This window comes from Nocardia sp. NPDC051990 (genome assembly GCF_040680755.1).
GTDB lineage: Bacteria > Actinomycetota > Actinomycetes > Mycobacteriales > Mycobacteriaceae > Nocardia.
In genome coordinates this window covers 1-11,899 of sequence record NZ_JBFAXH010000025.1, presented here as the reverse complement: position 1 = coordinate 11,899, position 11,899 = coordinate 1, and the positions used below count along the sequence as shown (strand labels likewise).

The window sequence follows — 11,899 nt, the reverse complement described above, 5'->3', positions numbered from 1 at the left end:
GTGATCGAACCGTGCGATTCTGGCCATCTGCTGGCGCGTCTACTTCCGGGCCTGCGGCAATTCGACGGCTATGACCGGACTCGGCTGCGTGCCGATGTCCTGGCCGGTGCCACGGTCGCCGCCTATCTGGTGTCGCAGGTGACGGCCTATGCGACCGTGGCCGGACTGCCGCCGGTCGTCGGGCTGTGGGCCGCGATCGGACCGTTGGCGGTATACGTGCTGCTCGGCACGTCCCGGCAGCTGTCGGTGGGACCGGAGTCGACCACGGCGCTGATGACCGCGGTGGCGCTGGCGCCGCTGCGACCGGTGATCCGGATCGATACGCGGCATTGGCAGCGATGCTCGCCCTGTTGGTGGGCGCGCTGTGTCTGGCGGGGAGCGGTGGCGCAGCTCGGCGTGCTCGCCGATCTGCTGTCGAAACCGGTGCTCGTCGGATATTTGGCGGGTACCGCGGTAATCATGATCGTCGGCCAGCTCGGACGCATGACCGGGATTTCGGTCGAAGGGGAACCCATTCCGGCGCAGCTGCATTCGCTCGTATCCGACTTCGCCGGCCGTAGTCGCGGTCTATGAAAAGGCGAGGTCGGTGGACCCCGGGAGACGATGACCTTCTTCCCTGCCCGCGCACGCGCCCACGCGCGATGCTCGAATCAGTACAAACGCGACCGGAAGAAGGTGATCGGCGATGTCGCAGGACTCGGCGTTCCCGATCCGTGCGGCGTGGTCTCCAGTGCGACGGCTGTGGTGGCTGCGCCCGTGGAGTCCGAATCCCTTGCTGCGGCCGTCGGATCGAATCGAGGCCGTACTGCGACTCGTGGTCGCACTCGCGGTCGTCGTCGCCATCCCGATCGCCGGGGCATGGGGGACGGCCGCCTACACCGAGGCCGCGGCCCGGATCCGTGCCGAGGACGCGGCGAAATCCGCGGTGAGCGCGGTGATCACCGACAAACCCGAGCGCACGCCGTCGCATCTGCCCGAGGCCCGGGTGCAGTGGACCCACGAAGGCCGTCCCGACACCGCGACTGTGCGCGTGCCCAACCACGCGGCACCCGGCGATCACCTGACGGTGTGGCTGGGGCCGGACGGGACTCCGACTGCCGCGCCACGGCGTTCCGCCGCCGCCGCGCTGACCGGGATCGGCGTCGGCGTCATGGTGTTCAACGGCACCTGGATCGTCGCGTACCTGCTGATGCAGGGCGCGGTATGGCTGCTCGAACAGCGTCATGGAGTCGGCTGGGACCGGCAGTGGCGTCAGTTCAATAGTCCGATCAAAGAGGACCCGCAATGAGTGGCGCGGTGACCCCGAACAGCGACCGGCTCTGTCGGTCATATCGGAAAGGAAGTGACGATGGGCAATTCCGCAGGGCGGCAGATCATCGCGGCCGTCGACGGCTCGGCGAGTTCGTATCAGGCGGTCGCCTGGGCCGCGGTCGATGCCGCGTTGCACCACTGTCCGCTGCGTATCCTCACGTCTTTGGCGATGGCGAACTTCGGTCCCGACAAGGCCCCGAGCGAAGCGGATGTGGAGTGGTTGCGCCGCGACGGCGAGCGGATCGTCGCCGAAGCGGCCCGCGTGGCGCAGCAGGCCACACCGGACGAGGAGTTGGACCTGACTACCGAGGTGATCTTCGCACCGATCATCTCGACCCTGATCCCGCGCTCGGCGCAGGCCAGGATGCTGGTGGTCGGCAGCCGCGGCGTCGGCGCGTTCCAGCGCGGACTGCTCGGCTCGGTCAGCACCGCGCTCACCCACCACGCGCACTGTCCGGTCGCGGTGATTCATGGAAATCCGGCGCTGGATCCGGTGTCGGTGAGCAAATCGGTCCTGGTCGGTGTCGACGGATCGGACAATAGTGTGCCCGCCATCGAGCTGGCGTTCGAGGAGGCGTCACGACGCAAAGTCGGACTCACGGCGTTGCACACCTGGAGCGATGCCAGCGGCATCGATTTGCCGCATTCCGGCTGGGAGGCCGCCCGCGAGTCCGAGCAGACCCTGCTGGCCGAGAATATGGCCGGTTACCGCGATCGGTACCCGGACGTGCCCGTGGTGCGAATCCTGAAGGTGGACCGGCCCGTTCGGGCACTGCTCGAGGAGTCGGTGAATGCGCAGCTGCTGGTGGTCGGCAGCCACGGCCGCGGTGGGTTCGCGAGCATGCTGCTCGGATCGACCAGCAACGCGCTGCTGCATACGGTCGAGTGCCCGATGATCGTGGTGCGCAAAGGCTGATCAGACGATACGGCGACCACTCCGGCGAACGCCCAGACGACACGCCGCCACGGTCGTGGCAGCCACGGGAGTCAGTGCCACAATGCCGAGCACCAAGCGCACCGCATCGCCGGCATGCCGCTCGACGACTCGGGGTGTGGGTGGATCGTCGTCAGCGGGCCTAGCTCGCGCGGCCGGTGCCCGGGTCGCCTCAGTCGTCATCGTCATCGCTCTTTCGTCGGTGGATCTGCACTGTCCCAACCGAACCCACGTGCGACCAGGGGCCTACGGCTCCGGAATCGGGGCCGAGCCGGGGGCAGGTGATGCCGACCGTGAGGTTGAGCAGCGCACCTACCGCGAGCCCGGCGCCGCACCACCGAGCACGTCGAGCGGGGTGTACGCACCCGGATAGATTCGCGCGGTGGCGGCGAGCATCGCCATCGCGATGGTGGGCAGCGGGATGCGGCGGCCGAGATCGATGCGCAAGAACAGTTCGCGGCCGGCCCGGTCGATCGCGGCGAACCCGGTCGCGAGTGTGCACAACACGGTCATCAGCACACCGGCGGCGGCGAGCCGCAGGTCCGCCACTTGGCGTCGCCCCGGTGCGATCATGGTGTGTGCCAACGATGATCGGTCACAGACCGGATGGGTAGGTCTCGGGCGTGGTGCCCGCGATCCATTCGCTGGTCGGCTCCAATGGTTCGAGTGCGGTGGTGTGATCGATGTGTATGAGTGCGTCGAACTGGTCGGCAGGCCTGGTATGGAAGTAGTGGCTCTGGCGTTCGGTGCCCGGCTGGTAGACCACGCCGATCGCGCGCTGCAGGCGGGGCTGGCGCAGCAGTTCGCCGGCCTCGCCGGAAAGGTCCATGCGGAGCAGGAATTCCGGGTTGCCGGTGTCGCGCAGCAGTTCCTCCAGACTCGAAGGCAATGCGGGACGGACGGTTTTGCGGCGCGCGGACCCACCCCAGTCCTCGGCCGCGGTGACCGTGCCGGCGCAGGTGCTGAAGCCGATGAGACGGCAGTCCCGGCCGTGGCGTTCGCGCATCAGCTGTCCGAGCGTGAGCTGGCCTTCGCTGCCCGTCTCGGTGGCGCGGGCGTCACCGACGTGAGAGTTGTGCGCCCAGACCACGATTCGAGCCGGGGCGCGCTCACCGGAACGGCCGAGATGGGTGGCGAGTGCGTCGAGGGTGTCGGCCATATGTTCGTCGCGCAGATTCCACGAGGACACCCGGTCGCCGAACATGGCCCGGTAGTAGGCCTCGGCATCGCGCACCGACCAGGCATTGCGCAGCGCGTCGAACAGTTCGTCAGCGGCGAAGGGTTCCAATTCACCCCGGGCGATCGCGACGCGCTGCAACTCCAGCATCTGCCGGATCACTTGGGCCTCACAGGATCTGCCCGCGCCGAAGGCGGCGGCGAACCCGTAGGCTTGCGCGTCGTCACCGGCGAAGTGGTCGAAGCAGGCGTAGCGAATCTTGGCGCGCTGCGCCGCGTTCGGATCGACACGGTCGAGGTAGCGCACCACCTCATGCATCGACCGATGCAGACTGTAGAGGTCGAGACCGTAGAAGCCGGTCTGCGGCGCGTCGTTGCGCAATTGCTCGGCATTGTGCTCGTTCAGCCAGGTGACGAAGTCGCGGACCTCGGTATTGCGCCACATCCAGGCCGGGAAGCGTTCGAATCCGCGCAGCGCCTGCTCGGCGGTGGTATCGGTGCCGCGCCCGTGTACGTACCGGTTCACCCGATAGGCGTCGGGCCAGTCCGCCTCGGCCGCCACGGCGACGAAGCCCTTCTCCGCGATCAGCCACCGCGTCATCGCGGCCCTGGCCCGGTAGAACTCCGCTGTGCCGTGCGAACTTTCACCGATCAGCACGAACCTGGCATCGCCGATCAGCTCGTCGAGTGCCCACGCGGGCGGGACGCCGCCGGGCGCGTCGACGGTCGCGGCGCGGATGGTCGCCGTGGCGTCGATGCGTGGGACGGCCGTGCCGGTGGTCGACATCCCCAGCAGGATGCGCACCTGCTCGTCGGTGACCTGCGTGAAGTCCCAGAACCATTCACCGACCGCGCGGAACGGAGTCGGCATGGTGGCGCAGACCATTTCATCGACCGATGCGCCCAATCCCCGGCAGGTCGACTCCGGTGCGGCGGGGACCGCGACCACGATCCGCTTCGGCTCGCCTTCCCGGATCGCCTCGACGGCCGCGAACATGCTCGCGCCGGTGGCCAATCCGTCGTCGACCAGGATCACCGTCCGCCCGGCCACCTCGATCGGCCCGCGGTCGGCGCGATACGCCGACTCCCGCTGGACCATCTCCGCGGCCTCATCGCGGGCGATACTGCGCACCTGTTCGGCGGTGAGCCGCAGCGCGCGCACCATATCGTCGTTGAGGACAACGCGGCCACCGCTGGACAGCGCGCCGATCGCGAACTCCGGATGACCCGGTGCGCCGAGCTTGCGCACGACCAACGCGTCCATCGGCGCACCAAGCGCCGCGGCGACCTCCCAAGCGACCGGAACACCACCGCGCGGCAGTCCGAGCACCAGCACATCAGGATCGCCGCGATAGTGTTCGAGCAGACCGGCCAGCACCCGGCCCGCCTCGTGCCGATCCCGGAAGATCGGTCGAGGTGGTTCCGGCTGTACTCGTGTATGGCTCATCGCAAGCCTCCCATCAGCTGGACCCTTGCGGGCCGAATTATCTTGTCACAGTGCGGTATTCGGCGGCCAGAACCGTTCCGGTCGGTGCGCGGGAAGACCGAGCGCGCTGCGCTGAACCGCCAGCGTCAGATCCGTCGCGGTGACCACACCGACGAGTCGACCCGGTGTATCGACGACCGCGACGACATCGAAATCGGGGCGCAGCACTACCTGGGATGCCACAGTGGACAGCAGTTCGTCACCGGATACCCGGGCCGTCGGCGGCAGCGGACGAGCGATCCTGCGCACGGCGGTGGTCTCCCGCGCCGCGGCGGGCAATGCCGCGAGATCGGACCAAGCTAGTTCACCGATCGGGTGACCCGCCGAATCGATGACCGGGAACACCCGGTGATCGGAATGCACGATCTGGGAGCGCAGCAGGTCGCCGACCGACCAGGTGGCCGGAATAGACAGCGGGCGTTCGGTCATGACATCGCGTACCCGGATGTCGCCGAGCCGATGTCGCAGCCCGGCGGCGGACAGTTCGACATTCGCGGCCGAGAACAGGAACCAGCCGAGCAACATCAGCCACAGCCCGCCACCGTTGCCAACCAGCAGCAGTTCCATGCCACCGAGGATCAGCAGCGCCAGCCCGAGGACCCGGCCGCTGCGCGCGGCAATGGTGGTGGCGCGCAACCGATCTCCGGTGCGCCGCCAGATCAGTGCACGCAGCACGCGGCCACCGTCCAGTGGCGCGCCAGGCAGCAGATTGAACACGGCCAGAATGAGATTCATCGCGGCCAGCCAGCCGAGCATCTCCGGCACCGGCCCATTGACCACCACCCCGACCACCTCGGCGACACCGAAGAACACGACGCCGAGCACAAAGCTGGTCAGCGGTCCGGCTATTGCGATCCGTAGATCCGAGCGCGGATCCTTCGGTTCGTCACCGAGTTCGGATACCCCGCCGAGCAGCCACAACACGACCACATCGACGCGAGTGCCGCGGCGGCGCGCGACGATCGAATGCGCCAGCTCATGACTCAGCAGGGAGGCGAACAGCCCAGCCGCGCCGCCCGCGGCGACCAGCCAGACCACCACCGAGTTCCCATGGGTGTCGGTGAGCGAGCGGCCGAGCAGATAGGTGAACAGGCCCAGGGTGACCAGCGCCGACCAATGCGCGCCGACGCGAATGCCCGCGACCCGCCCCAGCGGAATCGTCGCACGCAGCATGTCAGCGCTCCCGCGCTTCGGCGCCGACCAGACCTTCGGCGAGCAGAATGCGATGTGCCTGCTGGGCCGCGAGGTTCGAGCGGTCGTCCCCGGGCTTATCGGCGGGAAGTCGCTCGAGGCCGCGCGCCAGGACCGCGACGGCATCGCCGAGCGCCTGGATACGGTTCTCGAGGTTGGCGACCGGATCGACCTCGCGAGCCATGGTGACCGGTTGCCATTCGGTCATCGACTCGTCGGCCGGCGGTTGGGCGCCGCAAAGTACGCCGTATAGGTGCATGGGCAGGACCGCGAAGATCCGGTTCATCTGGCCGGGGGAGAACAGGTCCGCCAACGCGATGGTGACCGCACCCGCGACCAGGCCGACCTCGTCCCGGTCGATGCCCGCCGCCCTGGCGAAATGCGTGACGAATTCGGCGGTGCCATGTCGGACCGGCACATGGCTGGGCACCCAGCCCTCGTAGTAGGCCCCGCGCAGCAACTCGGGCAACTGCGCGGCCAGATGCGCCGAGCTGCTGACATTGATGCGGTCGCGCACGGTGTGCAGCCAGGCACGTAGCGCCCGGTACGCGAAGGCCGGGTCGCTATCGAGACTGTCGGCGATGGCGCGCAGCCAATCGTGCGCGGTCTGCACGGCGGGCGCGAAGGGATCGTCGTGGTGCGGCATGGCTGGCCTCCTCGGTCCTTCCCTGGTGTCGTACGGCCCAGCCTGCGACGCACGTGGCCGCTGGCCAAGGGCCGAAGGGTGCTCTCGGGTGTGCCGATGGTCCTGCTTTCGGATCACCGATCGCCCGATATCGCGCAGTGCGGTGGCTCCGGCACGCGTTGGCCGGAAGTCCTCTCCTTGGTGGGCGTTTCGCACACGGGGACTCGGCCGTGCGGTGCTCCGGGCGGTGACGATGGCGATATGACAGCTACGGCCCCAATCGGCGCATCCACAGGCGGTGTGGTCGGCTAGATGCCGATCGCAAAGCCGCAGACCGAACCGGCGCGGGCCATTCTCATCGACTACGACCGAACGTGTCGCGAATTCTCCTGGGACAAGGCGCGATCCGAACTAGCGGGCTGACGCACGGCGGGCTGACCATCGCCTGGCGGTGGACCGGCACGCCGAGGGTCCGTCGGCAAACACACCCACGTTGCGCTGGTTGCCGCCATGAGCGGCGAGGTCGTCCTGGCCCACGCCGACCTCGCCGCCCCGACTGCTGGCCGGGAGACCGATGTCCGGGTGTGCGTGTCTATTCGCCGGTCGCGGGAATGTGATTCATCCCGCGGCCTCGATAAAAGGGCATTCGGTCGCTGGTTCGCGGGGACCTTCGGCCCTGGGCGGCGGCGGGGCGCAATGGTGGCATGGGAAGCCGACCGAGCGAGCCGAGCATTATCACCGGTATCAGACCCATCGAAAAGGAAAGGTAGGCAATACCATTGACGCGTGATCTGACCCAGCGCGAAATACTCGCCGAGCTGGAGCCGATGGCCGAGGACTGCGTGCACCGGCACCTGTCGATGGCCAAGGATTGGCATCCGCACGACTACGTGCCATGGGATGAGGGCCGCAATTTCGCCGCACTCGGCGGGATCGATTGGGCGGCCGAGCAATCTGCGCTCAGCGAGGTCGCCAAGGCGGCGATGATCACGAATCTGCTCACCGAGGACAATTTGCCCTCCTATCACCGCGAGATCGCGGAGAACTTCTCCCGCGACGGCGCCTGGGGCACCTGGGTGGGCCGGTGGACCGCCGAGGAAATGCGGCACAGCACGGTGATTCGCGATTATCTGGTGGTGACTCGCGGTGTCGATCCGGTCGCACTGGAAGAAGCCAGGATGGTGCATATGACCAACGGCTTCGCATCGGGGGTGAGCACGGCCGATGTGGACAGTGGGGCCGGATTTCTGCATTCGGTCGCCTATGTGAGCTTCCAGGAGCTGGCCACTCGGGTTACCCACCGCAATACCGGCCGGGTATGCAACGACGCGGTCGCCGACAAGATGTTGCAGCGCATCGCCGCCGACGAGAATCTGCATATGATCTTCTATCGCACCATCTGCGGCGCGGCCCTGGATCTGGTGCCCGATCAGACGATCGAGGCCATCGCGAATATCGTGCAAAACTTCCAGATGCCCGGTGCTGGGATGCCGAACTTCCGTCGCAACGGTGTGCTCATGGCCAAGCACGGCGTCTACGATCTGCGCCAACATCTCGAAGAGGTCCTGCAACCGGTGCTGCGGCAGTGGAATCTGTTCAGCCGCACCGATTTCAGCGCACGCGGCGAACAGGTGCGCGAGCGGTTGGCGGCGTTTCTCGAGGATATGGAGCAGGTGAAGATCCCTCGCTTCGAGGAACAGCGCGACCGCGCATTGGCTCGTGAACGTGCCCGGGTCTGATTTGCCGGCCACCGCCGTGGACCCGTCTCGGCGGGTCTCGGCGTGGCTACTGTTCATCGGTGGTCTGCTCGGTTGGCTGGCCTCGGTCACGTTGACCATCGAGCGCTTCAAGCTGTTCACCGAACCCGGCTACCGCCCGTCGTGCAGCTTCAACCCGATCCTGTCCTGCGGATCGGTCATGCTGACCAAGCAGGCGGCGGTCTTCGGATTCCCCAATCCGATCCTCGGCGTGGTGGGTTTCTCGGTGGTGGTCACCCTCGCCGTGTCGGTGGTGGCCGGGGTCGGATTGCCGCGCTGGATCTGGGGTGGATTGTGGCTCGGTACCGCGGTTGGTGTCGGATTCGTGTGCTGGTTCGTCTTCCAGACCTTGTACCGGATCAACGCACTGTGTCCCTACTGCATGGTGGTGTGGGTCGCGACACCGTTGTTGTCGGTCGTGGTGAGCGATCGACTGTGGGGCCGAACGAGCGGACTGCTCGGCGCATTCGTGCAGTGGCGATGGACAATGCTGGCACTGTTCTACGCGGTCGTCCTGCTGCTGGTTTTCCTGCGGTTCCAGGACTATTGGCTGTCGTTGGTGTAACCGGCCTCTTTGTGCCGTATGACTCCGGACCACCCGAACCGCGACCGTCCCATGCTGCGCTACCGCAGCATGGGACGGTCGCGGGGTTCAGGGGCACTTCCCCGACCTGACCCGAGGTCAGAGTCTTCGATTCGGCGCGGTGACTTTCGGGGTCCATTGGCGCGACATTGGGCCCGTGGCAGGCGTCCGTACCAGTGCCATCCTGAGTGAGCACCGAGTCGATCTCCGCCAGAAGGGTGCCGATGATGTTTGTCGATCGCCGTGACGCCGGGCGTCGGCTCGGCCTGCGCCTGCGGTTCCTGCACGATCACAATGTGGTGGTGCTCGGGGTGCCGCGTGGCGGTGTCCCTGTCGCGTACGAAGTCGCACGGGCGCTGGACGCGCCGCTGGATCTGGTCGTGGTCCGTCGGCTCGGCGTGCCCGGACGGCCCGAGATCGCGTTCGGCGCGGTCGGGGAGCATGGTGTGCGGGTGCGCAATGCCGCCGTCGCGCGTCGGTACGAGCTGACCGCCGCGGAGATGGCGCGAATCGAGCACGACGAGTTGGAGGCACTCGCCGAGCAGGTCGAGCGATTGCGGGCAGGGCGCATTCGAATCCCGCTGCTCGGGCGACCGGTTGTCATCGTGGATGACGGCGTTTCTACCGGCGCGACGGCCCGCGCCGCATGCCGCATCGCCCGGCTGCGTGGAGCCCGGCGGGTCGCATGGGCCGTTCCGGTCATTGCCCGGGATATGGTCTCGGCGCTGAACACGGTCGCCAATGAGGTGATCCGCCTCGAGACGCCAGTGCGGCTCTTCGCGATCGGGCAGTGGTACCGGCGGTACGGGTACACCTCCGAACACGAGGTCGTCGAGCTGCTGCGGCGCAACGCCGCGGCCTTTCCATGGCACACTGAGGTCGGCGCGGATGATCCCATGCTCCGGAGCCGGTCGTCCTAGCACCGATCGGACCATCTGGTCGCCGGATGTGCGACCATCCGAAGCAGGCGTATTCGGAAATGCTCGCACCGATGGAGGGGGTCATCGCCCCACTGTCGACCGGAGCGCGTGCCGGGCCGCGGCAGCGCGGCGTTTCGATATGCACCGGATGACCGGTGATCATGTCACGCTGTACCGGCGGATCCTGGCGCAAACCCGAGCCGCGCGGCCGTGGTCACCGCCTTGGGGGCGGCCTGACCGGGATATGGCTCATGCCCCGGCAACGTGCCCGGGGCATGAGCCCTCCCCGACATTATTGTGACCCTTGGTCGGTGGATGCCGGAAGATGTTGTGCGCATACGGCTTCCACGAATTCACCAACGGTGGTATCGGGCAGGCGGCGGGACAGGTCGGCTTCGGTGATGATGCCGACCAGCTTGCCCGCCTCGGTCACCGGGAGTCGTCGGATCTGGTGCTGCCCCATCAGCGCCAGCGCGTCATCGACCTCGGTGCCGATGTCGACGGTGAGCAGGTCCTCGCCCTGAGCCATTTCACCCGCGGTGGTCGTGCGCGGATTCACCCCGGCGGCAACGCACTTGACGACGATATCGCGATCGGTGACGATGCCGACTGGATGTCCCTCACCATCGCAGATCGGCAAAGCGCCGATATCGAGCTGACGCATCCGCTGCGCCGCGGTCTCCATGGTGTCGCGGACCGTAATGCTCGCGACATCGGGCTGCATGATGGCCTGTGCGGTAGTCATGACTGGCTCCTTGTCGAATAGGTCGTGCACTGGTCGCACCCATCATCGACCGGTCGGATCGGGGCAGCGAGGGCCGAAAGTAACTGTGCCGCGAGGATTCGGCGGTGGTGTTCGCCCCGCGCTTCGGGTGCGATGAACCCAACGTCCTCGATTCATGGGACCTTTGGCCCTGTTCGGTGCCGCGGCGTCCGATTGACACTGCCTGGGTTGCGTGCGGCAGGGCTGCCGAGAAGGGGTTGCCGAGTGAGTACATCCGAGCTGTGGTCGACGGGGACAGCTAGGGAACGAGAGTGCACCACCAAGGGGGCGGTGGATCCCGTTCTGATCAACCGTGTGATGCGGGCGGTCGATAGAACGCTGCGCTGTCACCATGTCGATGTATCGGCGCGAGTGCGACTCACCGGACCGGCGTGCGCGGACGCGCCGACCCTGGCGCAAGCGAAAGTGGCGTTCCGGAATACTCATGTGCGAGTCCAGGTTCCGGGTCCCAGCGGATTCATCGCAACCTTCCTGGCCGACCGGCTCGACCGCCAGCTCGCGCGGCTGACCTCCGGTGCACTGCCGCGGTATTGGCCCGATCCGGCGCGACCGCCATTGGCGATGCCCACCGACGAACGTCCGATCGTGCGCCGTAAGCACAGCGCACTGCTGACCGGAACTCCGGACGAAGCCGTGCGGGCGATGGATGCGATGGACTATGACGCCTACCTCTACACCGATGCGGAGACCGGTGACGACGCGGTCGTCTACTGGGCCGGCCCGCTGGGGGTGCGCCTGGCCCGACAGCACCAGCGGCAGCTGCCCGAGTCGGCTTCGGCGTTGTCCCTCACCGTGAATCCGCACCCCACACGGCGCCTGACCGAGGTCGAGGCTGTGGCCCGGCTGTGTCGGTACGGCCTGCCGTTCCTGTTCTTCACCGATCCGAGCAGTCGGCGAGGGCGGTTGCTGTACCGCCGCTACGACGGAGCATTGGCAATCGTGCTGCCCGCGGCACAGGGCGGTCGATCATGACCGAATTCGCCGTCGACGGCCACTCAGCCCGCGCGGTTGTCGAGCTCGATCGGACGTCGGCGTTGAACCTGCTCGCGTCCATCCCGATCGGTCGAGTGGTGTTCAGCCGCAACGCATTACCAGCAATCCGCCCGGTCAACCATCTCGTCGAAACAGACGG

At 67.2% G+C, this 11,899-nt stretch carries 12 protein-coding genes and 1 pseudogene; 8 read left to right on the top strand and 5 right to left on the bottom strand.

The features are described 5' to 3' along the window. The 3 genes from AB0L63_RS29825 (at position 1) to AB0L63_RS29815 (ending at position 2,227) form a co-directional block, all read left to right on the top strand. Positions 1–573 carry a SulP family inorganic anion transporter gene (locus AB0L63_RS29825; protein ID WP_364507532.1) on the top strand — a complete coding sequence of 191 codons (573 nt, stop codon included), beginning with the start codon at positions 1–3 and terminating at the stop codon, positions 571–573. Positions 574–685: 112 nt separating this feature from the next. After that, positions 686–1,288 carry a hypothetical protein gene (locus AB0L63_RS29820; RefSeq protein WP_364507529.1) on the top strand — a complete coding sequence of 201 codons (603 nt, stop codon included), beginning with the start codon at positions 686–688 and terminating at the stop codon, positions 1,286–1,288. Positions 1,289–1,348: 60 nt separating this feature from the next. Then, positions 1,349–2,227 carry a universal stress protein gene (locus tag AB0L63_RS29815; RefSeq protein WP_364507526.1) on the top strand — a complete coding sequence of 293 codons (879 nt, stop codon included), beginning with the start codon at positions 1,349–1,351 and terminating at the stop codon, positions 2,225–2,227. A 330-nt stretch (positions 2,228–2,557) separates the two neighbouring features. On the opposite strand, the gene AB0L63_RS29810 is transcribed toward AB0L63_RS29815, so the two are convergent. Genes AB0L63_RS29810 through AB0L63_RS29795 form a run of 4 tightly spaced genes read right to left on the bottom strand, consistent with a single transcriptional unit; the run spans position 2,558 to position 6,744 of the window. Continuing rightward, positions 2,558–2,818 (bottom strand): hypothetical protein, encoded by a 261-nt coding sequence (locus AB0L63_RS29810; protein WP_364507523.1) that lies wholly within the window; start codon positions 2,816–2,818, stop codon positions 2,558–2,560. A 22-nt stretch (positions 2,819–2,840) separates the two neighbouring features. After that, positions 2,841–4,868, bottom strand: a complete 2,028-nt coding sequence (locus AB0L63_RS29805) for an erythromycin esterase family protein (RefSeq protein WP_364507520.1) — start codon at positions 4,866–4,868, stop codon at positions 2,841–2,843. 45 nt (positions 4,869–4,913) lie between these two features. Continuing rightward, complete coding sequence (locus AB0L63_RS29800) at positions 4,914–6,080, bottom strand: site-2 protease family protein (protein ID WP_364507517.1); 1,167 nt, start codon at positions 6,078–6,080, stop codon at positions 4,914–4,916. Position 6,081: 1 nt separating this feature from the next. Beyond that, a complete protein-coding gene (locus tag AB0L63_RS29795) occupies positions 6,082–6,744 on the bottom strand; it encodes a DUF2267 domain-containing protein (protein WP_364507514.1) in 663 nt (220 codons plus the stop codon). A gap of 758 nt (positions 6,745–7,502) precedes the next feature. Here AB0L63_RS29795 and AB0L63_RS29790 point away from each other — a divergent pair. The 3 genes from AB0L63_RS29790 to AB0L63_RS29780 all read left to right on the top strand — a co-directional run bounded on the left by AB0L63_RS29790 (position 7,503) and on the right by AB0L63_RS29780 (position 9,983). Then, positions 7,503–8,462 (top strand): acyl-ACP desaturase, encoded by a 960-nt coding sequence (locus AB0L63_RS29790; RefSeq protein ID WP_364507511.1) that lies wholly within the window; start codon positions 7,503–7,505, stop codon positions 8,460–8,462. Further along, complete coding sequence (locus AB0L63_RS29785) at positions 8,449–9,045, top strand: vitamin K epoxide reductase family protein (RefSeq protein WP_364507508.1); 597 nt, start codon at positions 8,449–8,451, stop codon at positions 9,043–9,045. The genes AB0L63_RS29790 and AB0L63_RS29785 overlap by 14 nt, the downstream gene beginning before the upstream one ends. Before the next feature lie 242 nt (positions 9,046–9,287). Next, positions 9,288–9,983 (top strand): phosphoribosyltransferase family protein, encoded by a 696-nt coding sequence (locus tag AB0L63_RS29780; RefSeq protein WP_364507506.1) that lies wholly within the window; start codon positions 9,288–9,290, stop codon positions 9,981–9,983. A 292-nt stretch (positions 9,984–10,275) separates the two neighbouring features. Here AB0L63_RS29780 and AB0L63_RS29775 read toward each other — a convergent pair whose 3' ends face one another. Further along, on the bottom strand, positions 10,276–10,728 hold the full coding sequence (locus AB0L63_RS29775; protein ID WP_364507503.1) for a CBS domain-containing protein: 453 nt from the start codon (positions 10,726–10,728) through the stop codon (positions 10,276–10,278). 243 nt (positions 10,729–10,971) lie between these two features. Here AB0L63_RS29775 and AB0L63_RS29770 point away from each other — a divergent pair, with 243 nt between their 5' ends. Next, positions 10,972–11,739, top strand: coding sequence for a sigma 54 modulation/S30EA ribosomal C-terminal domain-containing protein (locus AB0L63_RS29770; RefSeq protein WP_364507500.1), 768 nt, complete (start codon positions 10,972–10,974; stop codon positions 11,737–11,739). After that, positions 11,736–11,899, top strand: a pseudogene (locus AB0L63_RS29765) (hypothetical protein); the annotation flags it as partial. The gene AB0L63_RS29770 and the pseudogene AB0L63_RS29765, both read left to right, overlap by 4 nt.

Coding starts and splice junctions, on each gene's coding strand:
- AB0L63_RS29795 (WP_364507514.1), bottom strand. CDS start 6,744: ATGCCGCACCACGACGATCCCTTCGCGCCCGCCGTGCAGACCGCGCAC.
- AB0L63_RS29810 (WP_364507523.1), bottom strand. CDS start 2,818: ATGATCGCACCGGGGCGACGCCAAGTGGCGGACCTGCGGCTCGCCGCC.
- AB0L63_RS29820 (WP_364507529.1), top strand. CDS start 686: ATGTCGCAGGACTCGGCGTTCCCGATCCGTGCGGCGTGGTCTCCAGTG.
- AB0L63_RS29815 (WP_364507526.1), top strand. CDS start 1,349: ATGGGCAATTCCGCAGGGCGGCAGATCATCGCGGCCGTCGACGGCTCG.
- AB0L63_RS29805 (WP_364507520.1), bottom strand. CDS start 4,868: ATGAGCCATACACGAGTACAGCCGGAACCACCTCGACCGATCTTCCGG.
- AB0L63_RS29800 (WP_364507517.1), bottom strand. CDS start 6,080: ATGCTGCGTGCGACGATTCCGCTGGGGCGGGTCGCGGGCATTCGCGTC.
- AB0L63_RS29780 (WP_364507506.1), top strand. CDS start 9,288: ATGATGTTTGTCGATCGCCGTGACGCCGGGCGTCGGCTCGGCCTGCGC.
- AB0L63_RS29775 (WP_364507503.1), bottom strand. CDS start 10,728: ATGACTACCGCACAGGCCATCATGCAGCCCGATGTCGCGAGCATTACG.